The following is a 24374-nucleotide window of genomic DNA, read 5'->3' on the forward strand; positions in this document are numbered from 1 at the left end:
GAAACAAAAGACCCTCGTCCGAGGCGTTTTTGCCTGCCTGCGACTGGAGTAGGATCGCCCCCCTCATTCGACTCGATCACTGGGGGACTCATGATCAAAAGGTATTGCTCGGCCTGGCTGATGGGCGTTGTGGCGTGGGTACTTGCCGGGGTTGCGCACGCGGGAGCGATTGACGACGCGGTGCGCCGGGGTGTGCTCAAAGTCGGCACCACGCCGACCTATGTGCCGTTCGAAATGACCGATAAACAGGGGCGCATCGTTGGCTTCGAAATCGACTTGCTCAAGGTGATGAGCCAGGCCCTGGGGGTTGAGCTTGAACTGGTTGCTGTGCCCTACACCGAGTTGTTATCGGGGTTGCAGGCGAAAAAATTCGACATGATCGGCAGCGGCATGACGGTCACCCAGGAGCGCAATCTCAAGCTGAACTTCAGCGATGCCTTTATCGTGGTCGGCCAGACCGTGCTGCTGCACCCCAGCCTGGCCGGCAAGGTCACCAGTGTTGAAGACCTGGACGACGCCAGCTACCGCATCGTCGCCAGCGAAGGCACCACCGGCGAAGCCGCCGCGCAGCGGTTTTTGGGGGCGGCTCGGCTGAGCAGCTTTGCCACGCCGGAAGAGGGCGTGCGCCAGGTCGTACAAGGCAAGGCCGACGCGTTTATCCACGATGCGCCGTACAACCTGATCGCCATGAGCCGGCCGGAGAACAGTGCGTTGCTGTTGCTGGAGCAGCCGTTCACCTTCGAGCCCCTGGCGTTCGGCGTCAAAAAAGGCGATTTCGACAGCCTCAACTGGATCAACCATTTTCTCAATCAGGTGGCCCAGGACGGCACCTATGATCGCCTGCATGACCGTTGGTTCAAGGACACCGCGTGGCTGGCGGAAATCGACTGAAAGTCATAACTGCTTACACATCAATCCCTTGCTGCGTGCGCGGGCGCGAGGCTTTTCCGACATACGCCGATAACAATTACCCGTGAAACCTTTGTGACAGGAGACGAGTGGGTTAGCATCGCACCCCGACTGGGTGCAGCCCTTTTGCGCACCGACCTTATAAGAACCGTTCAGGGGACCTGATGATGAAAAAGTATCTTTCGATGCTGCTGCTGGGCGTCACCGCGCTGGTGGCGGCCAATGCCGCCCAGGCTGGGGCCATCGATGATGCGGTCAAGCGCGGCACGCTCAAGGTCGGCATGGACCCGACCTACATGCCGTTCGAAATGACAGACAAACGCGGTGACATCATCGGTTTTGAAGTCGACATCCTCAAGGCCATGGCCAAGTCCATGGGCGTCAAGCTGGAGCTGGTCTCCACCGGCTATGACGGCATCATCCCGGCCTTCCTGACCGGCAAGTTCGACATGATCGGCAGCGGCATGACCCTGACCCAGGAGCGCAACCTGCGCCTGAACTTCAGCGAACCCTTCATTGTGGTCGGCCAGACCCTGCTGATCCGCAAGGAGTTGGAAGGCACCATCAAGTCCTACAAAGACCTGAACGACGAGAAGTACCGCCTGACTTCCAAGCTCGGCACCACTGGTGAAATGGTTGCCAAGAAGCTGATCGCCAAAGCCAAGTACCACGGCTACGACAACGAGCAGGAAGGCGTGCTGGATGTGGTCAACGGCAAGGCTGATGCCTTTGTGTATGACGCGCCATACAACGTGGTGGCGGAAAAGAAAGTCGGTAACGGCAAGCTGGTGTTTCTCGACGAACCCTTCACCTTTGAGCCATTGGCGTTCGGCCTGAAGAAAGGCGATTACGACAGCATCAACTTCATCAACAATTTCCTGCACCAGATCAAGAACGACGGCACCTACGATCGCATCCATGACAAGTGGTTCAAGAGCTCCGAGTGGCTCAAGGACATGGAATAAGGGCTGACACCGAGTCGACTCCATTGGGTGCAAGTCGAACCGTCGCATCGCCCCTCTCACGTTGAAATGCGTTCAACTGTGGGAGTGGGCCTGCCCCCGATGAAGGCCTGTCAGGCGACACCTCTCCCGGAAAGTGAAATGAAACAGAAAAAAGCCCAATGGCCCTGGCACCTGCTGACCGTGGTTGTGCTGGTCGGTCTGGCTGGCGCCTTGTACTACGCCACGTCGCTGATGTCCTACGAATGGCGCTGGAACCGTGTACCGCAGTACTTCGCCTACCAGGCCGAAGAAGCCCAGCGCGCGGCGGATATCTCCACCGTCATTGAGTTGGTGCGCAAGGGTGAAGTGGCCGAAGTGACCCTGCGCAATGACGCCGGTGCCGAACAACGGGTGACCGTCGCCGACAACAGCCTGCAAGTGGCGCGTGGCGATGACGTGGCCGAAGGCGATGTGATTGGGGTGAACCGCCACTGGGCGCTGGGACCGTTGATGTGGGGCTTGTGGACCACGCTGTGGCTGTCGGTGGTGTCCGGCATCCTTGGCCTGGCGATTGGTCTGGCCACCGGTCTGTGCCGTCTGTCCAGCAACCCGACCTTGCGCGACCTGTCGACGATCTACGTCGAGTTGGTGCGCGGCACGCCATTGTTGGTGCAGATCTTCATTTTCTATTTCTTTATCGGCACGGTGCTCAACCTGTCCCGCGAGTTCGCCGGGATCGCCGCGCTGTCGCTGTTCACCGGTGCTTATGTGGCAGAAATCGTGCGTGCCGGCGTGCAGTCCATCACCCGTGGTCAAAACGAAGCCGCTCGCTCCCTGGGCCTGAGTGCCAGCCAGTCGATGCGGCATGTGGTGTTGCCGCAGGCGTTCAAGCGCGTGCTGCCGCCGTTGGCCGGGCAATTTATCAGCCTGGTAAAGGACACCTCGCTGGTGTCGGTGATTGCGATTACCGAACTGCTCAAAAGTGGCCGCGAAGTGATCACCACCTCGTTTTCGCCGTTTGAAATCCTGTTCTGCGTGGCAGGCCTGTACCTGCTGATCAACCTGCCGCTGTCGAAAATGGCCAGTCGGCTTGAGCGGAGGCTCGCCCAAAGTGATTGAAGTGCGCGATTTGGTAAAAGTCTTCGACACCCGTGGCCAGGTGGTGCGCGCGGTGGACCACGTGAGCACTCAGGTGGCCAAGGGCGAAGTGCTGGTGGTGATCGGCCCGTCCGGCTCCGGCAAGTCCACCTTCCTGCGCTGCCTCAATGGCCTGGAAGACTTCGACTCGGGCTCGGTGAGCATCGACGGCCTGCAACTGGCTGATCCGAAAACCGATGTGAACGCCTATCGCCGCGAAGTCGGCATGGTGTTCCAGCATTTCAACCTGTTCCCTCATATGACCGTGCTGGAAAACCTGTGCCTGGCGCAAAAGGTCGTGCGCAAGCGCGGTAAACAAGAGCGCGAAGCCAAGGCCCTGGCGCTGCTGGAAAAGGTCGGTATTGCACAGAAGGCCAACGAGTTCCCCTCGCGCCTGTCCGGTGGCCAGCAGCAGCGGGTCGCCATTGCCCGCGCCCTGGCGATGGAGCCCAAGGTGATGCTGTTCGACGAGCCGACCTCGGCCCTCGACCCGGAGATGGTCGGCGAGGTGCTGGACGTTATGAAAACCCTCGCCCTTGAAGGCATGACCATGGTCTGCGTCACCCACGAGATGGGTTTTGCCCGCGAAGTGGCTGACCGGGTGCTGTTCTTCGACCATGGCAAGTTGCTTGAAGACGCCGCTCCGGCCGAGTTCTTCGATGCACCGAAAGACCCGCGTGCCCAGGCGTTCCTGCGTCAGGTGCTGTAAGCCCACCGGATCTGTGTCGCTCAGAGCCTGAATTTACCGACAAGTGTCTGTAAATCCAGGCTCAGCTGCGTCAACTGGGCACTGGCGGCTGCCGTGTCCTCGCTGGCGCTGGCGGTGTGTTCGGCAGCGTCACGCACCTTCAATACGCTGCGATTGATCTCTTCGACCACTGCGCTTTGCTCCTCGGCGGCGGCGGCGATCTGCGGGTTCATTTCCTGGATGACCGACACCGTACGCGCAATCGCCGCCAGCGCATCCCCGGCATCGCGGGTCAGGCCGACGCTGTCATCGGTCAGGTTGCGGCTGCTGTCGATGGTGTCTGCCACCTGCTGGGTGCCGTTGTTCAGGCCCAGGATCAACCCTTCGATTTCTTCGGCCGACGCCTGGGTGCGCTGGGCCAGGCTGCGCACCTCGTCGGCCACCACGGCGAAGCCTTCACCTGCACTGCCCGCGCGGGCGGCTTCGATAGCGGCGTTCAGTGCCAGCAGGTTGGTCTGCCGGGACACGGACTTGATCACGTCCAATACGCTGCCGATCTTTTGACTCTCTTGCTGCAATGCCAGCATCGCCCGGCTGGATAAGGTCATTTCACTGGCCAAGTGGCCGATTTGTTCAATGGCTTGTGCGACCACCTTGTCCCCGACGCTGGCTTGTCTGTCCGCCTCGCGCGCCGCCAATGAGGCCTGCTCGGCATGCCGGGCGACCTCCTGGGCGGTGGCGAGCATTTCGTTCATGGCGGTGGCGACCTGGTCGGTCTCGTCTTTCTGATGGTTGACCACACTGCGGGTTTGCTCGGTCACCGTGGATAATTGCCCGGCCGCGCTGGCGATCTGCCGGGCGCTGTCACCGATGCCGCCGATCAGCTTGCGCAGGTTGCGCGCCATTTCCCTGATGCTGTGCTGCAGTTGGCCCAGCTCATCGGTGCGCTCCACCCGGATATCCTGACTCAAGTCACCGTTGGCGATGAGGTTGGCGGATGCCAGGGCCTGACGCAGTGGTACCGCGATCTGCCGGGCAATCCACCAGGCGGCAAGTACCCCGAACACCAGTGCGATAGAGGTGACACTGATCAGCCAGGTGCGGGTTCGATCGGCCTCTTGGTCGCGCTTGAGGGTCTGGCCCTGCACCACCCGCTCGCTGTGTTCCAGTAGTTGCGAAAGCTGTTGCTTGAACAGCTCTTGCACGGTTTCTGTGCTCATTTGGGCCTCGTTGAACCGGATCAGCCGCTCGCGATAGACCGCCAGGTCGGTGTCGAGCTGGGAGGCATCCACAGGCAGGCGTGTCACGGCGGCCAGCGCAATGTCCAGGGCATCGAGCGCCTGGCTGACCCGCTCGGCATAGAGCTGCAACGTATCGAGCGCCCAGGCGGGCTCCTGAACGCGATCTTCGGCCTGTGCCATGGCCTGGCGTAGTTGCTCAATGGCATCGAGTGCTTGCTGGTCGTCTTGATCCGGCAAATCGCTGGCCAGTTGGGCCAGTGTATCGCTGGTCTGGAGCGCACTTTGCTTGAGGGCGGGGCGGGCATTTTCGCGCTGCTCGATCAGCGGCGGCAGTTGTTCAAGCTCGGTTTTGACGCGGCTCACCAAGCCCTGCGCTGCCTGGATGTGCAGCAGATCGGCCGGATCCTTCAGGTGGTCTGTCAGGTAGCTCAGGTGCAGGTCGATTTGGTCGATCTGCGCGGTCATGTTGCCCAGGCTGAGGGCGTCCGCCAGGGTCCGATACAGCAGTCGATCGGCGTTCATGGCTTCGGTGACGGTATTGAGTTGCCCCAGCACCGTCAGGTTGCTCGAACGCAGGAGTGCAGCATTCAAGGCCTGCCAACCGGTCGTGGCGATGATCAGGCTGAGGATCAGCACTTGGCCGAAGCCCAGGGCGAGTTTGAGGCGGATGCTGGCGTTGGCCAGTAAGTGGGTCAGTCGAGCAAACATGCTGCACCTCCCAATCTGAAAAAGCGCTGTGTAAACGCTAAATCGATTCGAGGTGTTCGCGGTCTGATAACTGTGTAGGAAGTTTCACAACGTGCGGCGGCCATGATCGGCCGCCGCATGGCACAGGTCAGATGCGGAAGCGTCCGACCAGGGTCTGCAGGTAAACGCCCAGGCGCGCCAATTCGGCACTGGACGCGGCGGTCTCCTCACTGGCCGATGAGGTTTGTTCCGAAACGTCGCGCACGTTCAGCACGCTGCGGTTGATCTCTTCGGCCACGGCGCTTTGCTGCTCGGCGGCGGTGGCGATCTGCGAGTTCATCGCCTGGATGGTCGAGACGGTGCGGGTGATATTTTCCAGGGCGCTGCCGGCGCGGCGGGTCAGTTCGACACTGCTGTCGGTGAGGCCGCGGCTGTTGTCCATGATGGTCGCCACCTGTTGGGTGCCGCTTTGCAGGCCGACGATCAGCTCTTCGATTTCTTCGGTGGATTTTTGAGTGCGCTGGGCCAGGCTGCGCACTTCGTCGGCCACGACCGCGAAACCACGCCCGGCCTCACCCGCGCGAGCGGCTTCAATCGCCGCGTTGAGGGCCAGCAGGTTGGTTTGCTGTGCCACGGACTTGATTACGTCGAGCACGCTGCCAATTTTGTCGCTTTCGCGCTTGAGGTCGGCCATGGCGATGGTCGAGTTACCCACCTCAGTGGCCAGGCGTTCGATCTGGGCGATGGCTTCGCCGACCACTTTGTCGCCTTCGCGCGCCTGTTGATCAGCGGCCACGGCAGCTTCGGAGGCCTCCTCGGCGTTGCGTGCCACTTCCTGCACGGTTGCGGCCATCTCGTTCATGGCGGTGGCCACCTGGTCGGTTTCGACCTTCTGGCTGTTAACCCCGGCGCTGGTCTGCTCGGTGACAGCGGACAGTTGCTCGGCAGCACTGGCGATCTGGGTCACGCCTTCGCTGATGCCGCCGATCAGTTCGCGCAGGCCTACGCTCATGCTCTGCATGGCGCGCTGCAGCTGGCCCAGTTCGTCCTGGCGCTGGGAGGTCAGGTTGTGGCTCAGGTCGCCGGAGGCAACGCGTTGGGCCACTTCGAGTGCCTGGTTCAACGGGATGATGATCTGGCGGGTGATGGCCCAGGCCGCGACCAGGCCGAAGATCATTGCCAGTGCGGTGGCCAGCAGCAGGAAGTACTTGGCTTGCGCCGCATCGGTGTCGCGCACGACGGTCTGGGAGATGGTCAGTTTGTCGCTGTGGCTCAGGAGCAGATCGCCTTGAGCGGCCATGATCTTCAGGGCCGCTGCGCTGGCCACTTGGGAGTCGCGATATTGGCTCACGGCGGCGCGGTAGGCCTGCAGCGAGACGCTGGCCTGTTGCAGGTTGGTCGAATATTGCTCAGGCAGTTCACTGGCGAGGCTGGCGTCCTTTTTCAGGGCGTTGTCGATGGCATCCAGTGCGGGCTGTTCGGCTTCAACTTTGCCGCTGTAGGTGTAGCCGCGCACCTGAAAACGCGCCTGTTGAATCAGCTTGCTCAGGTCGACCACGCTGTTGAACTGGGTGACGCTGTCACCTTGCAGCAGGGATTTCTCGATTGCCTTGATGTTGGCCACGGCGTTGTCGGCCGTATCACCCAACTTGCTGCGTGCGTTTTCACGGTTTGCACCGGCCTGCACCATGTCGTTGAACGCGCGCTTGTAGGTGTCCACGGCCGCCAACTGCTCCTCGACCAGGGCCACGTCGGCGGGCTGTTCGATCAGGGTACGCGCGGTCTTGAGGCCACTGTCGAGCTTGTTCAGCAATTCATTGACCGCGTCGGGGCCTTGTTCGCCGCGGCGCATCTCGTAGTCCAGGCGTGCCAGGCGCAGGTCCTTGGTCAACCCGTTGAGGCTGGAGATATACCCCAGTTTGTCGCCGCGGCTGATCACCTCACCCAGGCCGCTCCAGCCGGTGAGCATAATCATCAGCGTCAATACCAGCACCAGGCCAAAGCCTACGCCCAGCTTGGTTTTGACGCTGACATTCCCCAGCTTTTCGGCTAACCAACGATACATGCTGCGAACTCCCCTGGAACAAGGCTTTGACTTATTGCAGGGTTATCGGCTGTCAGCGGGATATCTGTAGTTAATGGGCTCGTTGGGGTGAAAGGGGTGGGTGTGGTGAGGTTAGAACAGTCGCGCGAGCAGCGCGGTGACGGCTGTTTCAACCCGCAGGATTCGCGCGCCGAGTTGCACCGGTTGCAAGCCTGCCTTGGCCAGCAGGTCCACTTCGTAGGGGATCCAGCCGCCCTCAGGGCCGATGGCCAGAGTAACCGCCTCATCCAGGCCGCGAGGGCAGGGCGGGTAGTCGCCGGGATGGCCGATCAGGCCCAGGGTGCCTTGGGTCAGGGCCGGCAGGCGGTCTTCGACGAAGGGCTTGAAGCGTTTCTCGATAATGATCTCGGGCAGCACCGTGTCCCGTGCCTGTTCCAGGCCGAGGATCAATTGCTCGCGAATTGCCTCGGGTTCCAGGAACGGGGTTTGCCAGAAGCTTTTTTCGACCCGGTAGCTGTTGAGCAGCACCACTTTCGGCACGCCCATGGCCGCCACGGTTTGCAGCACGCGGCGCAGCATCTTCGGGCGCGGCAGTGCCAGCAGCAGGGTCAGCGGCAGTTTGGTCGGCGGTGCCTGGTCGAAGCTCACTTGCAGCTCGGCTTCGCCGGCTTCCAGACGCAGCAGTTGGGCGGTGCCCATCAAGGCACCAATGCGCCCCACCCGCAGGCTGTCGCCTACGGCGGCGCGGTGGACGTCCTGCATGTGCACCAGACGCCGATCACGCAGCACCACGCGGTCGGCGGCGATAAAGTCGGCCTCCTCGAGCAGCAACAGGTTCACGGCTGGGTCGCTGGTGGCTGGTCGTCGTCGGCGGGCTGGTCATCCGGGTGTTCGCCACGCTTGCTGATCAAGCCGCTGAACAGGATGCCGATCTCGAACAGCATCCACATCGGCACGGCCAGCAGGGTCTGGGAGAAGATGTCCGGCGGCGTGAGAATCATGCCGACCACGAAGCAGCCGATGATCACGTAAGGGCGGATCTTCTTCAGGTACGCAACGTTGACCACGCCGATCCATACCAGCAGCACCACGGCCACCGGGATTTCGAATGCCACGCCGAAGGCGAAGAACAGCGTCATCACGAAGTCGAGGTAGCTGGTGATGTCGGTCATCATCTCCACGCCGGCCGGGGTGGCGGCGGCGAAGAATTTGAAGATCAGCGGGAACACCAGGAAGTAGGCGAACGCCATGCCGGTATAGAACAGCAGGATGCTCGACACCAGCAACGGCACCGCGATGCGCTTCTCATGCTTGTACAGGCCCGGCGCGATGAAGCCCCAGATCTGATGCAGGATCACCGGGATCGCCAGGAACAGCGAGACCATCATCGTCAGCTTCAATGGCGTGAGGAACGGTGATGACACGTCGGTGGCGATCATCGTCGCGCCGGCCGGCAGGTACTGGCGCAGGGGCGTGGAGACGAAGGTGTAGATCTGCTGGGTGAAGGCGAACAACCCGGCAAAAATGATGAAGATGGCCGCTACGCAACGCAGCAGGCGGGTTCGCAACTCGGTGAGGTGCGAGACCAGCGGCATATGCTGGTCGTTTTCCGGTTTATCAGCGCTCATGGGGCTCGCGGCGGCAATGTAGGGTCATGGGGCGCGGGCGACGCGACGGGCGTCGGCGCAGGCTCGGTGGGGGTGGCAACGGCGGGCGGTGCTTCTACAGCCGGTGCGATGCTGTTTGCGACCACAGGCTCGGCGGGCTTGGCCTGTTCATTCACGGGGGACAGGATTTTGCGTGCCTCTTGCTCCAACGACAGGATGTGTTCGTTGTGCAGTTGCCGGCGAATCTCGTCGGCGCCGATTTCCCGTTCAACTTCCTGTTTGATGGCGTTGAAACTGCGTTTCAGGCGCCCGATCCACAGGCCGGCCGTGCGCGCGGCACCGGGCAGGCGTTCCGGCCCCAGTACCAGCAGGGCCACGAGGCCGACGAGGAGCAGTTCAGAGAAGCTGATACCAAACATTAGTCAGTGCTCACGAGTCTTTGCGGGTCGGCTCTTCGACTTTTTCAGCCTGCACGTCGAAGGTGCGACGCTCGGTGATCGGCTGGGCGGCCTGGGGGTGCACAGGCTGTGCCGGTGGCACCGGGCTGGCAGCCGGGTCGGCAGGCTTTTCGTCGTCGTTCATGGCTTTACGAAAGCCCTTGATCGACTCGCCGACGTCGGTGCCCAGGTTCTTGAGTTTCTTGGTGCCGAACACCAGTACCACCACCACCAGAATGACGATCCAGTGTTTCCAGTCAAAAATGCCCATGCTGCAAATCCTCTAGTCTTAAGTTGTTCAAGCTGACGGGCGCGAGGCCTTTTCGGCATGCCCGGACAAGCCGAAACGACGGTCCAGTTCATCCAGTACGGCCTGCGGATGCTGCCCCAGTTGGGCGAGCATGACCAGGCTGTGGAACCACAGGTCGGCGGTTTCGTAGATCACATCACTGCAGTCGCCGCTGATCTGTGCGTCCTTGGCGGCAATGATGGTCTCGACGGATTCTTCGCCGAGCTTTTCCAGAATCTTGTTCAGACCCTTGTGGTACAGGCTGGCGACATAGGAGCTGTCGGCGTCCGCACCTTTGCGGTCTTCCAGCACCTGGGCCACGCGGTTCAGGGTATCGCTCATGGTCAGTGTCCTGCCGAGTAAATAGCGTGCGGGTCTTTGAGCACCGGTTCCACCACCTTCCATTCGCCGTTCTCGAACACGCGATAGAAGCAGCTGTGACGGCCGGTGTGGCAGGCGATATCGCCGATCTGCTCGACCTTGAGGATCACCACGTCGGCGTCGCAGTCGATGCGCATCTCGTGCAGGGTCTGCACGTGCCCGGACTCTTCGCCCTTGCGCCACAGTTTGCCACGCGAACGTGACCAGTAAATGGCGCGCTGCTCAGTGGCGGTGAGGCTCAGGGCCTCGCGGTTCATCCAGGCCATCATCAGCACGCGCCCGGTCTTGTAGTCCTGGGCAATGGCCGGCACCAGGCCGTCACTGTCCCACTTGATCTCGTCCAGCCAGTCTTTCATGTTCGGCTCCGGCAATTTGCGACAGTGTATAACCGGATCGGTTATCGACGCACGATCAGATAAACACCCACGGCGACCATGACACCTGCGGGCCAATGGCCCAGCTGATTCAAGGGGCCGCCAATGGCCAGCATTGCCCCGCCCACCAAATGGGCGGCGCCCAGCAGGCGCAGGAACCAGTCGTCCTTGCGTTTGCGCCACGGCGGTTCGGGGTCTTTGGCGTGGGGCTGGGACATGCGCTCCAGCAGGTCGCGGGTCATGTTGGCCAAATGCGGCAACTGTTCCATCTGGCTGTGCAGGTTGCCCAGCATGGTTTTCGGGCTCATCCGCTCGCGCATCCAGCGCTCGAGGAACGGCTGGGCGGTGTTCCACAGGTCCAGGTCCGGGTACAGCTGGCGGCCCAGACCTTCGATATTGAGCAGGGTTTTTTGCAGCAGGACCAACTGCGGTTGCACTTCCATATTGAAGCGTCGCGCAGTCTGGAACAGGCGCATCAGCACCTGGCCAAATGAAATATCTTTTAACGGTTTCTCAAAGATCGGCTCGCACACCGTGCGAATCGCCGCTTCGAATTCATTGAGCTTGGTCTCTGCCGGCACCCAGCCCGAATCGATGTGCAACTGCGCCACGCGGCGATAGTCGCGCTTGAAGAAGGCGAACAGGTTGCGCGCCAGGTAGTCCTGGTCTTCCGGGGTGAGGCTGCCGACGATGCCGCAGTCGATCGCGATGTACTGCGGGCTCCACGGGTTGACGGTGCTGACGAATATATTGCCTGGGTGCATGTCGGCGTGGAAGAAACTGTCGCGGAACACCTGGGTGAAAAAGATCTCCACGCCGCGTTCGGCAAGCATCTTCATGTCGGTGCGCTGGTCGGCGAGGGTCGCCAGGTCCGTCACCTGCACGCCGTAGATGCGCTCCATTACCAGCACCTTGGGGCGGCACCAGTCCCAATACACTTGCGGCACGTACAGCAGCGGCGAGCCCTCGAAGTTGCGCTTGAGCTGGCTGGCGTTGGCCGCTTCACGCAGCAGGTCGAGTTCGTCGTAGATGGTTTTTTCGTAGTCGGCGACCACGTCCACCGGGTGCAGCAGGCGCGCATCGGCGGAGAACCGCTCGGCCGCGCGAGCCAGGATGAACAGCCATGCCAGGTCCTGGCCGATGATCGGCTTGAGGCCCGGGCGAATCACCTTCACCACCACCTCTTCGCCACTCTTGAGCTGCGCCGCGTGCACTTGTGCGACCGAGGCCGAGGCCAGCGGTTCGACGTCAAAGCGGCTGAACACCTCGCTGATCTTTTTGCCCAGTTGCTCTTCGATCAACGCCATCGACTGCTTTGAGTCGAACGGTGGTACGCGGTCCTGCAACAGCATCAGTTCGTCGGCGATGTCTTCCGGAAGCAGATCGCGGCGCGTCGAGAGGATCTGGCCGAACTTGATAAAGATCGGCCCAAGGTCCTGCAACGCCAGGCGCAGGCGCGCGCCACGGCTGAGCTGCAGTTGCTTGCGCGGGAACCAACGCCATGGCAGCGCATAGCGCACCGCCAGCAGGAACCATGGCAAGGGCAGGGCGAACAGCAGGTCATCGAGGCGGTAGCGGATTACGACGCGCTGGATACGAAACAAACGGCGGACGGCGAGCAGCTTCATGCGTTATCGCTTGGATCAAGGGAACGGCTCAGGCGCTCGAAGCGAGCTTCGAGACGTTCCAGGTCGATTTTGGCCTTGTCGAGTTCGCGAAAGCGCGCTTGCGCTTCCCGCTGCCCGACCAGGGTGCGCGATTCTTCGCTCAGGTATTCGGCGAGGTTCTGGTTGAGGCTGGCGAACCCTTGCTGGTACCAGCGCGTGCGGCTGCGCAGGTGCCCGCTGATCAGTTGGGTGGCGACGGGGCCGATCCAGCGTGACAGCTCGTATTCCCAATCCAGTTCCAGGTCTTGCAGCACTGCGGCCAGGTCCATCAGCACCGCGCTGTCGCCTTCCAGCGCCACGTCGGCGCTGTGCAAAATGGCGGTCTTGTTGCGGCTCAGGGCCAGGTGCAACAGGCTCGATGCCGGTGCGCGCAACGTGCAGTCGGCGTCGGCGGCCCATTGGCTGGCGAGCAGCAGGCCTTCATCGCTGGGCAGAATAAACAGCTGCAAGGCGGGGCTGGTGCAATCGACGGCAATCACCTTGCCGTTTAGGTGCGCGAGCCGCGCCAGGGCGGTACTGTCCAGGCGCAACACACGGTTGAGGCCGTGTTCAACGCTGGCGAGCAGGCCTTGCAGCAACATCAGGGCTTGATGCCGCGGTGCAGGGCGACAATGCCGGAGGTCATGTTGTGATAGGTCACGCGGTCGAACCCCGCCTCGACCATCATCGACTTCAGGGTTTCCTGGTCGGGGTGCATGCGGATCGATTCGGCCAGGTAACGGTAGCTCTCGGCGTCATTGGTGATCAGCTTGCCCATCAACGGCATGAAGGCGAACGAGTAGGTGTCGTAGACCTTGGACATCAGCGCGTTGGTTGGCTTGGAGAACTCCAGCACCAACAGGCGGCCACCCGGCTTGAGCACGCGCAGCATCGAGCGGATCGCGTCTTCCTTGTGGGTGACGTTGCGCAGGCCGAAAGCGATGGTCACGCAGTCGAAATGGTTGTCGGGGAACGGCAGCTTTTCAGCGTCGGCCTGGACGAACTCGATATTGCCCGCCACGCCTTTGTCGAGCAGGCGGTCGCGACCGACCTTGAGCATCGAGCCGTTGATGTCCGCCAGTACGACCTGGCCGGTCGGGCCGACGAGCTTGGAGAACTTGGCCGCCAGGTCGCCCGTGCCGCCGGCGATGTCCAGCACGCGGTTGCCGGTGCGTACGCCCGACAACTCGATGGTGAAGCGCTTCCACAGACGGTGCATGCCGCCGGAGAGCACGTCGTTCATCAGGTCGTACTTGGCGGCGACGGAGTGGAACACCTCAGCGACTTTTTCCGCTTTCTGGCTTTCCGGGACGTTCTTGAAGCCGAAGTGAGTGGTGGGTTCGGCATCGCTGCCTTTGCGCTGATCAGTCATATCGCTGTCACCAAAAGAGAATGCGGGACATGATAATCCCCAAGGCTTGCTTTGTCTTGGCAAGGCTGAAGACACAGACGCAATCTGTAGTGAGCGGGCTTGCCCCGCGCTGGGTGGCGAAGCCGCCCTAAAACATGCCACCGCGGTCTACCTGACAAACCGCGTATGGGTAAGATAGGCCGCCACCGAGACCTTTTGACGCATGGACGGTGTTCATATCCCTATAAAGAGGAGTCATTGCAATGGCCCGTATAACCGTTGAACGTGCACATTCCCTGGGTAAAGAAGGGGCGCGGGCAAAGGCCGAGAAGTTGGCGCATAAACTCAAGGAGCAATATGGCCTTGAGCCGTCGTGGTCTGGCGATACCCTGAATCTCAAACGCTCCGGGGTAAAAGGCACGGTATTAGTGGCCGATGATTCGCTGCGCATCGATGTGGAATTGGGCCTGCTGATGTCGGCCATGAGCGGCACTATCAAATCCGAAATCGAGAAGGCGCTGGATAAGGCGTTGGCGTGACCCGCATGTTCTTAGGGTGCCGATTCTAATTTTTCCTCCTACTTTGTGCCCACGCCCTCAACTCCTGTGGGCCGTTCCTCCACCCTATTCTGCGTGAGGTGCACTATGGCCAAAGTTATCCTGAAGAAAAAAATCGACGCACAGACCGGCGCCCTGACTGACGTTAAAACCTACGCCCGTAAGATCTGGCTGGCGGGCCTCGGCGCTTATGCCAAGGTCGGCAGCGAGGGCGGCGAGTACTTCAAAGAGCTGGTTAAGAGTGGTCAACATGTTGAAAGTAAAGGCAAAAAAGTTGCTATTGAACAACTGGATGCCGCCAACAGTCAGATTGACCAAGTAAAGAGTAATGTCTCCTCTGTCAAAGGTCTGGTAGACGTTCAGCTGGATAAAGTTGAAAAAGCTTTTGATACTCGTGTTGCCAGTGCCTTGAATCGAATTGGCATTGCGTCTAAACATGACGTGGAGACACTCTCTGCTAAGCTCGAAGAGCTGACGGCATTGCTCGAACGTGTCGCGCGTAAACACTAAGGAGACATCGGGATGGCTGTTAAAAAGACTACTCAGAAAGAAGGCAGCTCGTGGGTCGGGAAAGTTGAAGAATATTCCCGCAAGATCTGGCTCGCGGGTTTAGGCGTGTACTCGAAGATCGACAGTGACGGCAGCAAACTCTTCGAGACTCTGGTTAAAGACGGTGAGAAGGCCGAGAAGTTGACCAAGAGCGCAGTGGGTAAACAAGTCGGTGCGGCTAAAGCGACTGCCGGCTCGCGCATCAGTGATGCGAAGAAACAGGTATTGGGTACTTGGGGCGAACTTGAAGGGGCGCTGGATAAACGTCTCAACAGTGCTATTTCGCGTTTGGGCGTGCCGAGCAAGGCTGAATTGAAAGCATTGCACGGCAAGGTCGATACCCTGACCAAGCAAATCGAGAAACTCACCGGTGCCAAAGTGGCTCCAGTGAAAGCAGCGGCAGCTAAACCGGCGGCCAAGCCTGCCGCTAAAACCGCCGCGGCCAAACCCGCTGCGAAAGCTGCTGCCAAGCCTCTGGTAAAAGCCGCCGCCAAACCGGCTGCAAAACCTGCGGCCAAGGCCCCGGCAAAAGCGGCCGCCAAGCCTGCTGCCAAAACCGCAGCCGCCAAACCTGCGGCCAAGTCCGCTGCAAAACCGGTCGCGGCCAAAGCAGCGGCCAAGCCGGCAGCCAAGGCGGCCACCAAACCCGCAGCCAAGCCTGCGGCTAAAACCGCAGCCGCTAAGCCTGCTGCCAAGCCAGCCGCCAAGGCCGCCGCTAAACCTGCGGCGGCGAAGAAGCCGGCAGTTGCGAAAAAAGCCGCTGCACCAAAGCCTGCCGTTGCCGCCAAGCCGGCCACCCCGGCTCCGGCTGCTTCGACAACCAACTCGGTGTCCGCACCGGCACCCGCTGTAGCCCCGACTGCAACGCCGGCAACCCCGACGCCATCCAGTCAGTCCTGATTCTTCAGGCGCACAAACGCCCTGCCTGTGAAGGCAGGGCGTTTTTTTTGCGCGCCGAAAACGTCGCGATGGACGTCACCGGCTGCCAGATGTCAGGTGTCTGATCCTCAAGCCGGCTCCTCCAGATAGCCCAGTGCCAGGCGTTCCGTCGCCAGCCGCGCCGGTAACAGCAGATGCGGCGCTACCAGCATCATGATCTGGTACACCACCACCCGTACTTCGCCGTCGCGGCCGAGAATCCGTTGATAGTCCAGGGAGAACAGCAGCGTCATGGTGATCTGTTCCACCAGTTGCCCGAGCGCCTGGGTATCGCTCACCAATTGCCCATCCGCCTTGAGTCGAGCCAGCAACGAAGCGAGTGTGCGCTTGAGGGCGTTGAGCAGGGTGCGAATGCCCTTGGCCAGTTTTGGCAGGCGTCCGGCCAGGTTCGACAGGTCCTGGAACAGAAACCGGTAATGGGCCATGCGCTCGACGATCAAGTGCAGGAATAGCCAGTAATCCTCAGCCACCAATTGCGCATCGGCCGGTGGGTCGAGCAACGGCGCCAACTCCTGTTGAAAATGCTCGAACAGCCCGAGCACCAGGGGCTCCTTGCCATGGAAGTGATAGTAGAGGTTGCCGGGGCTGATCCCCATTTCATTGGCCACCTCCATGGTCGACACGTTCGGCTCGCCCTTCTGGTTGAACAACTGCAGGGCACATTCAAGGATACGGTCGCGGGTCTTCATCCAGTCTTCTTAATGTGATCGTTGAGCTCAGCGTATGTGCACGTAAGTGCCCGGCGCCGCTTCCATTGGTGGGTAATTCTGGTTGCCCAGGGCGGTGAGGGTTTCGCGTTGTACGCCCGAGCGTTGCTGGATCCACGCCAGCCACTGCGGCCACCAACTGCCTTCGACATGGTTGGCGTCGTAGTACCAGGCGCGCGGGTCGCTGCTCAGTTTGGGGTTCTCGACATAGTTGGCCTTGGGGTTGCCCGGCGGGTTGAGGATGCTCTGGATATGCCCGCTGTTGGACAGCACGAAGCGCCGGTCCCCACCAAGCAGTTGCGTGGAACGGTACACCGCGTCCCACGGCGTGATGTGATCGTTGATCCCGGCCACGCTGAAGCTGTCCACCGTGACTTTCTGCAAGTCGATGGGCGTGCCGCACACTTCCAGGCCACCGGGATGGCTCAGTGGGTTGTGCTTGAAGAAGTCCAGCAGGTCGCCATGCAGCGCGGCGGGCAGACGGGTGTTGTCGTTGTTCCAGTACAGGATGTCGAAGGCTGGCGGCTCTTTGCCCAGCAGGTAGTTATTGATCCAGTAATTCCAGATCAGATCATTGGGGCGCATCCAGGCGAACACCTTGGCCATGTCGCGGCCGTCCAGCACGCCTTGCTGATAGGAGCGGCGCTTGGCGGCTTCCAGGGTTTGCTCATCGGCGAACAAGGTGGCGGGGCTGTCGATCTGGCTGTCCAGCAGGCTTACCAGGTAGCTGGCGCTGGAGATGCGGCGCAGCTGGCGTTTGGCTTGCAGGTGGCCCTGCAGGGCGGCGATGGTCAGGCCGCCTGCGCAGGCGCCCATCAGGTTGACCTCGCGCGCGCCAGTGATCGCCCGGCACACATTGAGTGCTTCTTCCAACGCGGCGACGTAGGTGGACAAGCCCCACTCGCGGTGCCGCACATCCGGGTTGCGCCAGCTGACCATAAACGTCTGCAGGCCGTTCTTGAGGGCGTATTGCACAAAGCTGTTAGCCGGGCTCAGGTCAAAAATGTAGTACTTGTTGATTTGCGGCGGCACGATCAGCAGCGGCCTGGCGTACTGCTTTTCGCTCATGGGCTTGTATTGGATCAGCTCCAGCAGCTCATTGCGAAACACCACGGCGCCTGGGGTGGTGGCGACGGTCTTGCCCACTTCGAAGGCGTGCTTGCTCACTTGGCGCGGCAGGCCGTTGTTGTGCAGCAAATCTTCGAACAGGTTACTCACGCCGCGCACCATGCTGTTGCCGCCGGAGTTGAGTAACTCCTTGATCGCCAGCGGGTTGAGCAGGGTGTTGGACGGTGACACCGCGTCGTTGATCAGCGCAAAGGCAAAGTGCGCGCGGGCCCGGTCGTCGTCGCTCAAGGTGCTGTCGTCGATCCACTGGCGGGTTTGCTTCTGCCAGCTCAGGTAGGCCTGCAGGCTGCGCCGATAAAACGGGTTGAGGGCCCAGGTCGGGTCAACGAAGCGACTGTCGCGCGGGTTGGGTTCATGCACGGTTTCACCGAGCAGCACGCGGCCCAGTTGGCCGCCCAGTGCCAGCGCATGACGGGCGGTATGCACCGGGTTGCGCAGGCCATGAACGGCGACGCTGCGCAGCGTGGACAGCAGGTCCCGGCCGCGCAGACCGGTGATCGCATTTTGCGCATTAATGAACGCGGCGGGGGTGGGCGCCGGGTTCGTCACGGGTCTTTCTCGCATGAGCCAACACTCCTTCGTCAAGCGATCAACGGGCACGCCAATTCAGAACCATAGTCGGTTCCTGGCAAGTTGCGCGGCGGTGTGGTCCTTACATCGCCGGTCTTGGGTGAATCACTGCGCGCAGGCGCTCTTGCTCCAGGAATTTCATGATGATCGGCGCCACGGCTTCGGCCCGGGTGATCAGGAACAGGTGGCCGTCATCGATGATGTGCAACTGGGCGTTGGGAATGCGCCAGGCCAGCATGCGCATGTTAATCAGCGGGATCAGCGGGTCATCGTCCCCGGCCAGCACCAGGGTCGGCTGGCGGATCTTGTGCAGCCAGTGGATGCTGGTCCAGCCCAGACCTGCGAACAGCTGCCAGTAATAGCCCAGTTTGCCGGCCGAACGCACTTTGCTGGCATGCTCGGCAGCCAGTTTTGAGTCGCGGCGGAACGAGCCGCCATAAATCATCGGCGCGATGCGCACCACATGGGACGGTTGGATGTAACGCCGCGGGCTGGCCATCAGCCATAGCACCTTCGGCTTGCCCGGCACCATCACCGCTCCCGCCGCCGTGGCCGCGAGGATCAACTTCTTGCAGCGCTCCGGATAGTCGTAGGCAAATTGCTGTGCCAACGCGCCGCCCCAGGACACCCCGACGACGTTCACCTGGCCATAGTCCAAGTAATCGAGCATGCGCGCGGTGAGTTTGGCCAGGCCGGGAAAACGGTAGGGCCGCTTGGGCGTTGAGGAACCGCCCACGCCTGGCACATCGAAGGCGATCACTTCCAGATCGGGGTCCAGCGCTTGAACGAACGGAAACACCAACTCAAGGTTGGCGCCGATGCCGTTGAAAATCAGCAGCGGCGTCAAGTGAGGCTTGCCTGGGCGTACCGCCGTGCGGATGGTTTGGCCATCCAGGTCGATGGTACGGAAGATGAACGGTTGCGGCATGGTGGAACCCTTGGGGTTAGAGGGGCAGCTTCAAGCCTCAAGCCGAACTCAATCAGCTTGAGGCTTGCAGCTTGAAGCTAGCGTTCATGCACATAGGTACCCGGTGCCGACTCGGCCGCGGCGTAAGTTTTGTTACCCAGGATTGTCGGCGCCTTCTTCAATTTTCCCGCCCGCTCCGCTTGCCAGGCCTGCCAATGCAGCCACCACGAATCCGTGTGCTTGGTTGCGTTCTCCTGCCATTCCAGCGGCTTTCCCGCCAGGGTGTCGCTGGTCTGGTAGCGCGCTTTGGGGTTGCCGGGCGGATTGAGGATGCTCTGAATATGCCCGCTGCTCGACAGCACGAACTCCACCTTGCCACCGAACAGTTGCGCAGACTTGTAGCAGGACTGCCACGGCGTGATGTGGTCATTGGTACCGGCCAGGGAGTAAATATCGGCGGTGACCTGTTTGAGGTCGATAGGCGTGCCGCACACTTCCAGGGCATTGGCGCGTACCAACGGGTTGTTTTTGAACAGTTCGATCAGGTCGCCGTGGAACGCCGCGGGCAGGCGCGTGGTGTCGTTGTTCCAGAACAGAATGTCGAACACCGGCGGCTCGTTGCCCAGCAGGTAGTTATTGACCCAGTAGTTCCAGATCAGGTCGTTGGGGCGCATCCAGGCAAACACCTTGGCCATGTCGCGGCCTTCCAGCACGCCGGCCTGGTAGGAGTGGCGCTTGGCCGCCTCCAGGGTTTGCTCATCGACGAACAACGCCACCTGAGTATCCAGGGTGGTGTCGAGCACGCTGACCAGCAGGGTCAGGGCATTGACCTTCTTCTCCCCCAGCGCGGCGTAGTGACCGAGCAGGGCCGTGCACGTGATGCCGCCGGAGCAGGCGCCAAGCATGTTGATGTCTTTGCTGCCGGTGATCGCCGTGACCACATCCACCGCTTCCTTGAGTGCCTCGATATAGGTCGACAGGCCCCACTCACGCTGGGCCTTGGTCGGGTTACGCCAGCTGACGATAAAGGTCTGCTGCCCATTACGCAGGCAGAACCGCGCCAGGCTCTTATCCGGGCTCAGGTCGAATACGTAGAATTTGTTGATCTGCGGCGGAACCACCAGCAGTGGGCGCTCATGCACCTGTTCGGTGATCGGCTTGTACTGGATCAGCTCCAGCACGTCATTGCGAAACACCACCGCGCCTTCGGTGGTGCCCAGGGACTTGCCCACTTCAAAGGCGCCCATGTTGACCTGGCTCGGCATGCCGCCGTTGTGCACCATGTCCTTGGCCAAGTGCGACAGGCCGTCGAGCAGGCTTTTGCCGCCGGTTTCAAAGAAACGTTTGACGGCTGCCGGGTTGGCCGCGCTGTTGGTGGGGGCCATGGCTTCGGTCATCAGGTTGATCACGAAGTGGCCGCGGCTGATGTCCTGTTCCGACAGGTTGCTGTCGCCGATCCAGTCGTGCAGTTCCTTGCGCCACGCCAGGTAGGTCTGCAGGTAGCGTTTATAGAGCGGGTTCTGGCTCCAGGCCGGGTCGTGGAAGCGACGGTCGTCGCTCTCCGGCGCCAGCGCCGATTTGCCGAACATCACGTTCTTGAGTTCCACGCCGAAATGGGCGACGTGTTTGACGCTGTGCAACGGTTGCTTGATGGCTTGGGTCAGCACCATCTTCGCTGAAGCCAATAAATCCTTTTTGCGTAACGCGATGATCGGGTTCAGCCCCAGGGTGTTTTCCGAGGCCTGGCGTTTCAAGTCATCGTTGTTCTTGTTACTCATCTACGACGCTCCATTGTCCGAAAGACGAGTACCGGGTACCGCTGCGCACGAAGTTTCGATACACAACACAAGCCTGGTACTGCGACTCGGGTGACCGTTGATACCGCATCGTCAAATGCAGGGAACTTGCCAGTTCCATTGGTTACCCGAGTTTAAATTTTTTCGCAAGCGGGCCGATCGTTGGCCGCGCGACAGGGCATTCAAGCAGATGAAATTAGAAAATGCCCACTAATGAGCAAGAGGCCTGGGCTAGAGCATCAGCCGCACGACCGATTGACTCGGGTCGCGGGTTTTTCCGGCGGCCTTGAGCTCGGCAAGATAATCGGCCCACAGCGCGTCCTGACGCACGGCGAGTTGATAGAGGTAGTCCCAGGTGAACAGTCCGCTGTCATGTCCGTCGTCGAAGGTCAATTTCAGTGCGTACTGACCGGCTGGTTCTATCTTGATCAACTTAACGTTGAGCTTGCCGAATTGCAGGATGGGTTTGCCGTGGCCCTGGACCTCGGCGGAAGGCGAGTGCACCCGCAGCAGTTCGGCGGGCAACTGGTAGACCTCATCGAGCCCGTAGGTGAGGCCGAGGGTGTTGGAGGTTTTGTGCAAATTAACAGCGGTGGGGAATTTTGGCATTGGGGGACACCTTGGGCTGCACGCTACAAGCGGCAAGTTGAGTGTGTTCAGCTTGCGGCTCGTAGCTTACAGCTTGCGGCTTACAGAATGTATCGCGACAGGTCTTCGTTCTGCGCCAATTCGCCCAGGTGGCTGTTGACGTAGTCGGCGTCGATCTTGATCGCTTCGCCATTCTGCGCACCGGCCATGTCGCCCGCGCTGAAGGACACTTCCTCGAGCAGGCGCTCAAGCAAGGTGTGCAGGCGACGGGCACCGATGTTCTCGGTCTTCTCGTTGACCTGCCAGGCGATCTCCGCCAGGCGCTTGATGCCGTCGGCCTGGAACTCGATCTTCAAGCCTTCGGTTTTCAGCAGTTCGCGGTATTGCTCGGTGAGCGACGCGTGCGGTTCGCTGAGGATGCGTTCGAAGTCTCCTGGCGTCAGCGCCTTGAGTTCCACGCGAATCGGCAGACGGCCTTGCAGCTCCGGCACCAGATCGCTTGGCTTGCTCAAGTGGAACGCACCGGAGGCGATGAACAGGATGTGGTCGGTCTTGACCATGCCCAGCTTGGTGTTCACCGTGCAGCCTTCGATCAGCGGCAGCAGGTCGCGCTGCACGCCTTCGCGGGAGACATCGACGCCACCGGAGTTGCCGCGCTTGGCCACTTTGTCGATCTCATCGATAAACACGATGCCGTGCTGCTCGACCGCTTCGAGGGCCTTGGCCTTGAGCTCTTCCTCGTTCACCAGGCGCCCGGCTTCTTCATCGCGCACCAGCTTGAGCGCCTCTTTAACCTTGAGCTTGCGGCTCTTCTTCTTGCCCTTGCCCATGTTGGCGAACAGGTTCTGCAACTGGCTGGTCATTTCTTCCATGCCAGGCGGGGCAGAGATGTCTACGCCAGACACTTCGGCGACTTCGATCTCGATTTCCTTGTCGTCCAACTGGCCTTCGCGCAGGCGCTTGCGGAACAGCTGGCGGGTATTGGAATCCGACGACGGCGCGGCGTCTTCGTTGAAGCCCATGCGTGCCGGTGGCAGAAGGGCGTCGAGGATGCGTTCTTCGGCGGCGTCTTCGGCGCGGTGGCTGACCTTGGTCACTTCCTGTTCGCGCAGCATCTTCAGGGCGGCGTCGGCCAGATCACGGATGATCGACTCCACATCGCGGCCCACATAGCCGACTTCGGTGAACTTGGTCGCTTCGACCTTGATGAACGGTGCATTGGCGAGTTTGGCCAGGCGACGGGCGATCTCGGTTTTACCGACACCGGTCGGACCGATCATCAGGATGTTCTTGGGCGTTACTTCAACGCGCAGTTCGGCGGGCAGTTGCATGCGGCGCCAGCGGTTACGCAGGGCGATGGCAACGGCGCGCTTGGCATCGTCCTGGCCGATGATATGGCGGTTGAGTTCGTGGACGATTTCGCGGGGAGTCATGGACATAGTGTTTGGCGGCCTCAAGCGGGAATAAGCCTACGGCTTACTCTGCGAGGTCCTGCTCCTCAATGGTCTGGTTGTGGTTGGTAAACACGCAGATATCGCCTGCGATACCCAGGGCGGTCTCGACGATTTCACGGGCCGACAGATCGGTTTTCTTCAGCAGTGCGCTGGCCGCCGCTTGGGCGTAGCCACCGCCGGAACCCATGGCGATCAGGCCATGCTCTGGCTCAACCACGTCACCGTTACCGGTGATGATCAGGGACGCGTCTTTGTTAGCAACAGCCAGCATGGCTTCCAGGCGGCTCAGGGAGCGGTCGGTGCGCCATTCTTTGGCGAGCTCGACGGCGGCGCGCACGAGGTGGCCCTGGTGTTTTTCCAGTTGGCCTTCGAAACGCTCAAAGAGGGTGAAAGCGTCGGCGGTGGCGCCTGCGAAACCGGCGAGTACCTGGCCGTGGTACAGGCGACGCACTTTTTTGGCGTTGCCTTTCATCACGGTATTACCCAGGGAAACCTGGCCGTCGCCGCCCATGACGACTTTGCCGTGGCGACGTACTGAAACGATGGTGGTCAAGGGGAGAGTCTCCACGCAGCGGGGCGAAAATGCCCTGATGGAAACTGATATGGGGGTGGTGGGGGTGATTTCAAGCGTAGGACATGTGCTGAGCAGGCTTGCGGTGATGAGCGGGTTTGCACCCGCGCGGGGCGAGCCCGCTCACCACCACAAGCGCCCTCAGACACTTTGACCGGTGTTGCCTGGGGTCAGCGGCTCTGGCGTTGTTGTAACAACAGGTTGCTAAACCCGGCGCCGGCCAATTGTTTCTGGGCCACGGTCAGCTGTTCACGGTTGCTGAACGGTCCGACCAGCACGCGATACCAGGTCGCGTCCTTGACCGTACCGGACTCCACCGTCACCGACTGGCCCAACAGGATGATCTGCGCCCGCACACGGTCCGCATCCGCCTGTTTCGGGAACGAGCCCGCTTGCAGGAAGAACTTGGTCACAGGCGCCGCTTTGGTTTCGGCCACGGGCGGTGCCGGCGGTGGGGTAATCCCGGCCAGCGCCGCCTGGGCGCGCGCGGTGTCGATTTTCGCCGCTTCTGCCGGCGTCACCGGGGTGGTCGGCACTTGTGGGGTCGGCAGGGTTTTTTCCGGCACGGCGTCGGGCGGCACGATCACTTCCGATTCCGGCAGCAAGGTGTAGAAGTCGTACTTCGGCTTCACCGGTGCGGTCGGGCTCGGCGCAGTCTTGTTGGCTTCAGCGATTTTGCTGGCCTTCTGCTGTTCCTGTTTGACCCGTTTGACGTCATCACCCTGGCCTGGATCCAGCTTCATCAAGAACACGATAAACGCGCCGACGGAAAGACCGATGGCCATCCACAACCAGCCCGGAATCGGCTTCTTCGCCGGGGCCTGGTAGCGGCTGGCGCCGCGCTTGGGTGCAGGTTTTTTCTTGGCAGCCAAC

At 61.1% G+C, this 24374-nt stretch carries 26 protein-coding genes and 1 pseudogene; 7 read left to right on the top strand and 20 right to left on the bottom strand.

Annotated elements, in window-relative coordinates; translation table 11 throughout:
- Window positions 1–90: 90 nt before the first annotated feature.
- The 4 genes from PSH59_RS01880 (at window position 91) to PSH59_RS01895 (ending at window position 3699) form a co-directional block, all read left to right on the top strand.
- Window positions 91–891 (top strand): transporter substrate-binding domain-containing protein, encoded by an 801-nt coding sequence (locus tag PSH59_RS01880; protein ID WP_305394168.1) that lies wholly within the window; start codon window positions 91–93, stop codon window positions 889–891.
- 185 nt (window positions 892–1076) lie between these two features.
- Window positions 1077–1874 (top strand): transporter substrate-binding domain-containing protein, encoded by a 798-nt coding sequence (locus PSH59_RS01885; RefSeq protein WP_248077079.1) that lies wholly within the window; start codon window positions 1077–1079, stop codon window positions 1872–1874.
- 138 nt (window positions 1875–2012) lie between these two features.
- Window positions 2013–2972: an amino acid ABC transporter permease gene (locus PSH59_RS01890; protein WP_305394169.1), complete on the top strand. Its 960-nt coding sequence runs from the start codon at window positions 2013–2015 to the stop codon at window positions 2970–2972.
- The gene (locus tag PSH59_RS01895) at window positions 2965–3699 is read left to right on the top strand and encodes an amino acid ABC transporter ATP-binding protein (RefSeq protein WP_248077083.1); all 735 of its coding nucleotides are present in this window, start codon (window positions 2965–2967) and stop codon (window positions 3697–3699) included. The genes PSH59_RS01890 and PSH59_RS01895 overlap by 8 nt, the downstream gene beginning before the upstream one ends.
- 20 nt (window positions 3700–3719) lie before the next feature.
- Here the strand turns inward: PSH59_RS01895 and PSH59_RS01900 are convergent, their stop codons facing one another.
- The 12 genes and pseudogenes from PSH59_RS01900 to ubiE form a co-directional block, all read right to left on the bottom strand.
- Window positions 3720–5627 carry a methyl-accepting chemotaxis protein gene (locus PSH59_RS01900; RefSeq protein WP_305394170.1) on the bottom strand — a complete coding sequence of 636 codons (1908 nt, stop codon included), beginning with the start codon at window positions 5625–5627 and terminating at the stop codon, window positions 3720–3722.
- A 127-nt stretch (window positions 5628–5754) separates the two neighbouring features.
- Window positions 5755–6627, bottom strand: a complete 873-nt coding sequence (locus PSH59_RS26185) for a methyl-accepting chemotaxis protein (protein ID WP_370694406.1) — start codon at window positions 6625–6627, stop codon at window positions 5755–5757.
- 33 nt (window positions 6628–6660) lie between these two features.
- Window positions 6661–7671: pseudogene (locus PSH59_RS26190) on the bottom strand (methyl-accepting chemotaxis protein); the annotation flags it as partial.
- A 111-nt stretch (window positions 7672–7782) separates the two neighbouring features.
- Window positions 7783–8490, bottom strand: coding sequence for a 16S rRNA (uracil(1498)-N(3))-methyltransferase (locus tag PSH59_RS01910; protein WP_305394171.1), 708 nt, complete (start codon window positions 8488–8490; stop codon window positions 7783–7785).
- The gene (gene tatC / locus PSH59_RS01915; protein WP_049710428.1) at window positions 8487–9278 is read right to left on the bottom strand and encodes a twin-arginine translocase subunit TatC; all 792 of its coding nucleotides are present in this window, start codon (window positions 9276–9278) and stop codon (window positions 8487–8489) included. Before tatC ends, PSH59_RS01910 begins: the two co-directional genes overlap by 4 nt.
- Window positions 9275–9676, bottom strand: coding sequence for a Sec-independent protein translocase protein TatB (gene tatB / locus PSH59_RS01920; protein WP_305394172.1), 402 nt, complete (start codon window positions 9674–9676; stop codon window positions 9275–9277). Before tatB ends, tatC begins: the two co-directional genes overlap by 4 nt.
- 10 nt (window positions 9677–9686) lie before the next feature.
- Entirely contained in the window at window positions 9687–9965 is a 279-nt protein-coding gene (locus PSH59_RS01925; protein ID WP_135289162.1) for a twin-arginine translocase TatA/TatE family subunit, read from the bottom strand.
- 27 nt (window positions 9966–9992) lie between these two features.
- Window positions 9993–10325, bottom strand: coding sequence for a phosphoribosyl-ATP diphosphatase (locus tag PSH59_RS01930; RefSeq protein ID WP_003209299.1), 333 nt, complete (start codon window positions 10323–10325; stop codon window positions 9993–9995).
- Between the two features lie 2 nt (window positions 10326–10327).
- Window positions 10328–10720, bottom strand: a complete 393-nt coding sequence (gene hisI, locus PSH59_RS01935; protein ID WP_012721796.1) for a phosphoribosyl-AMP cyclohydrolase — start codon at window positions 10718–10720, stop codon at window positions 10328–10330.
- Between the two features lie 41 nt (window positions 10721–10761).
- Window positions 10762–12366 carry a ubiquinone biosynthesis regulatory protein kinase UbiB gene (gene ubiB, locus PSH59_RS01940; RefSeq protein ID WP_248077095.1) on the bottom strand — a complete coding sequence of 535 codons (1605 nt, stop codon included), beginning with the start codon at window positions 12364–12366 and terminating at the stop codon, window positions 10762–10764.
- Window positions 12363–12986: an SCP2 domain-containing protein gene (locus PSH59_RS01945; protein ID WP_248077097.1), complete on the bottom strand. Its 624-nt coding sequence runs from the start codon at window positions 12984–12986 to the stop codon at window positions 12363–12365. The genes ubiB and PSH59_RS01945 overlap by 4 nt, the downstream gene beginning before the upstream one ends.
- Entirely contained in the window at window positions 12986–13756 is a 771-nt protein-coding gene (ubiE, locus tag PSH59_RS01950; RefSeq protein ID WP_003171186.1) for a bifunctional demethylmenaquinone methyltransferase/2-methoxy-6-polyprenyl-1,4-benzoquinol methylase UbiE, read from the bottom strand. The genes PSH59_RS01945 and ubiE overlap by 1 nt, the downstream gene beginning before the upstream one ends.
- Before the next feature lie 242 nt (window positions 13757–13998).
- Between ubiE and PSH59_RS01955 the strand changes: the two genes are divergently transcribed.
- The 3 genes from PSH59_RS01955 (at window position 13999) to PSH59_RS01965 (ending at window position 15741) form a co-directional block, all read left to right on the top strand.
- Window positions 13999–14274: a polyhydroxyalkanoic acid system family protein gene (locus tag PSH59_RS01955; protein WP_053140503.1), complete on the top strand. Its 276-nt coding sequence runs from the start codon at window positions 13999–14001 to the stop codon at window positions 14272–14274.
- A gap of 105 nt (window positions 14275–14379) precedes the next feature.
- On the top strand, window positions 14380–14802 hold the full coding sequence (locus tag PSH59_RS01960; protein WP_248077100.1) for a phasin family protein: 423 nt from the start codon (window positions 14380–14382) through the stop codon (window positions 14800–14802).
- A 12-nt stretch (window positions 14803–14814) separates the two neighbouring features.
- Window positions 14815–15741, top strand: a complete 927-nt coding sequence (locus PSH59_RS01965) for a phasin family protein (protein WP_305394173.1) — start codon at window positions 14815–14817, stop codon at window positions 15739–15741.
- A 107-nt stretch (window positions 15742–15848) separates the two neighbouring features.
- Here the strand turns inward: PSH59_RS01965 and PSH59_RS01970 are convergent, their stop codons facing one another.
- The 8 genes from PSH59_RS01970 to PSH59_RS02005 all read right to left on the bottom strand — a co-directional run bounded on the left by PSH59_RS01970 (window position 15849) and on the right by PSH59_RS02005 (window position 24373).
- Window positions 15849–16469 carry a TetR/AcrR family transcriptional regulator gene (locus tag PSH59_RS01970; protein WP_305394174.1) on the bottom strand — a complete coding sequence of 207 codons (621 nt, stop codon included), beginning with the start codon at window positions 16467–16469 and terminating at the stop codon, window positions 15849–15851.
- Window positions 16470–16496: 27 nt separating this feature from the next.
- Window positions 16497–18179: a class II poly(R)-hydroxyalkanoic acid synthase gene (gene phaC, locus PSH59_RS01975; protein WP_305394175.1), complete on the bottom strand. Its 1683-nt coding sequence runs from the start codon at window positions 18177–18179 to the stop codon at window positions 16497–16499.
- 88 nt (window positions 18180–18267) lie between these two features.
- A complete protein-coding gene (gene phaZ / locus PSH59_RS01980) occupies window positions 18268–19113 on the bottom strand; it encodes a poly(3-hydroxyalkanoate) depolymerase (RefSeq protein WP_248077115.1) in 846 nt (281 codons plus the stop codon).
- Window positions 19114–19190: 77 nt separating this feature from the next.
- Entirely contained in the window at window positions 19191–20870 is a 1680-nt protein-coding gene (gene phaC, locus PSH59_RS01985) for a class II poly(R)-hydroxyalkanoic acid synthase (RefSeq protein WP_248077118.1), read from the bottom strand.
- Window positions 20871–21119: 249 nt separating this feature from the next.
- The gene (locus PSH59_RS01990; RefSeq protein ID WP_305394176.1) at window positions 21120–21497 is read right to left on the bottom strand and encodes a DUF971 domain-containing protein; all 378 of its coding nucleotides are present in this window, start codon (window positions 21495–21497) and stop codon (window positions 21120–21122) included.
- 80 nt (window positions 21498–21577) lie between these two features.
- Window positions 21578–22915 carry an ATP-dependent protease ATPase subunit HslU gene (gene hslU, locus PSH59_RS01995; RefSeq protein ID WP_248077129.1) on the bottom strand — a complete coding sequence of 446 codons (1338 nt, stop codon included), beginning with the start codon at window positions 22913–22915 and terminating at the stop codon, window positions 21578–21580.
- Between the two features lie 37 nt (window positions 22916–22952).
- Window positions 22953–23483, bottom strand: a complete 531-nt coding sequence (gene hslV / locus PSH59_RS02000; protein ID WP_003171209.1) for an ATP-dependent protease subunit HslV — start codon at window positions 23481–23483, stop codon at window positions 22953–22955.
- A 188-nt stretch (window positions 23484–23671) separates the two neighbouring features.
- Window positions 23672–24373 carry an SPOR domain-containing protein gene (locus tag PSH59_RS02005; protein WP_248077132.1) on the bottom strand — a complete coding sequence of 234 codons (702 nt, stop codon included), beginning with the start codon at window positions 24371–24373 and terminating at the stop codon, window positions 23672–23674.
- Between the last annotated feature and the right edge of the window lies 1 nt (window position 24374).

It is taken from the genome of Pseudomonas sp. FP2309, from assembly GCF_030687575.1.
Classification (GTDB): Bacteria; Pseudomonadota; Gammaproteobacteria; order Pseudomonadales; family Pseudomonadaceae; genus Aquipseudomonas.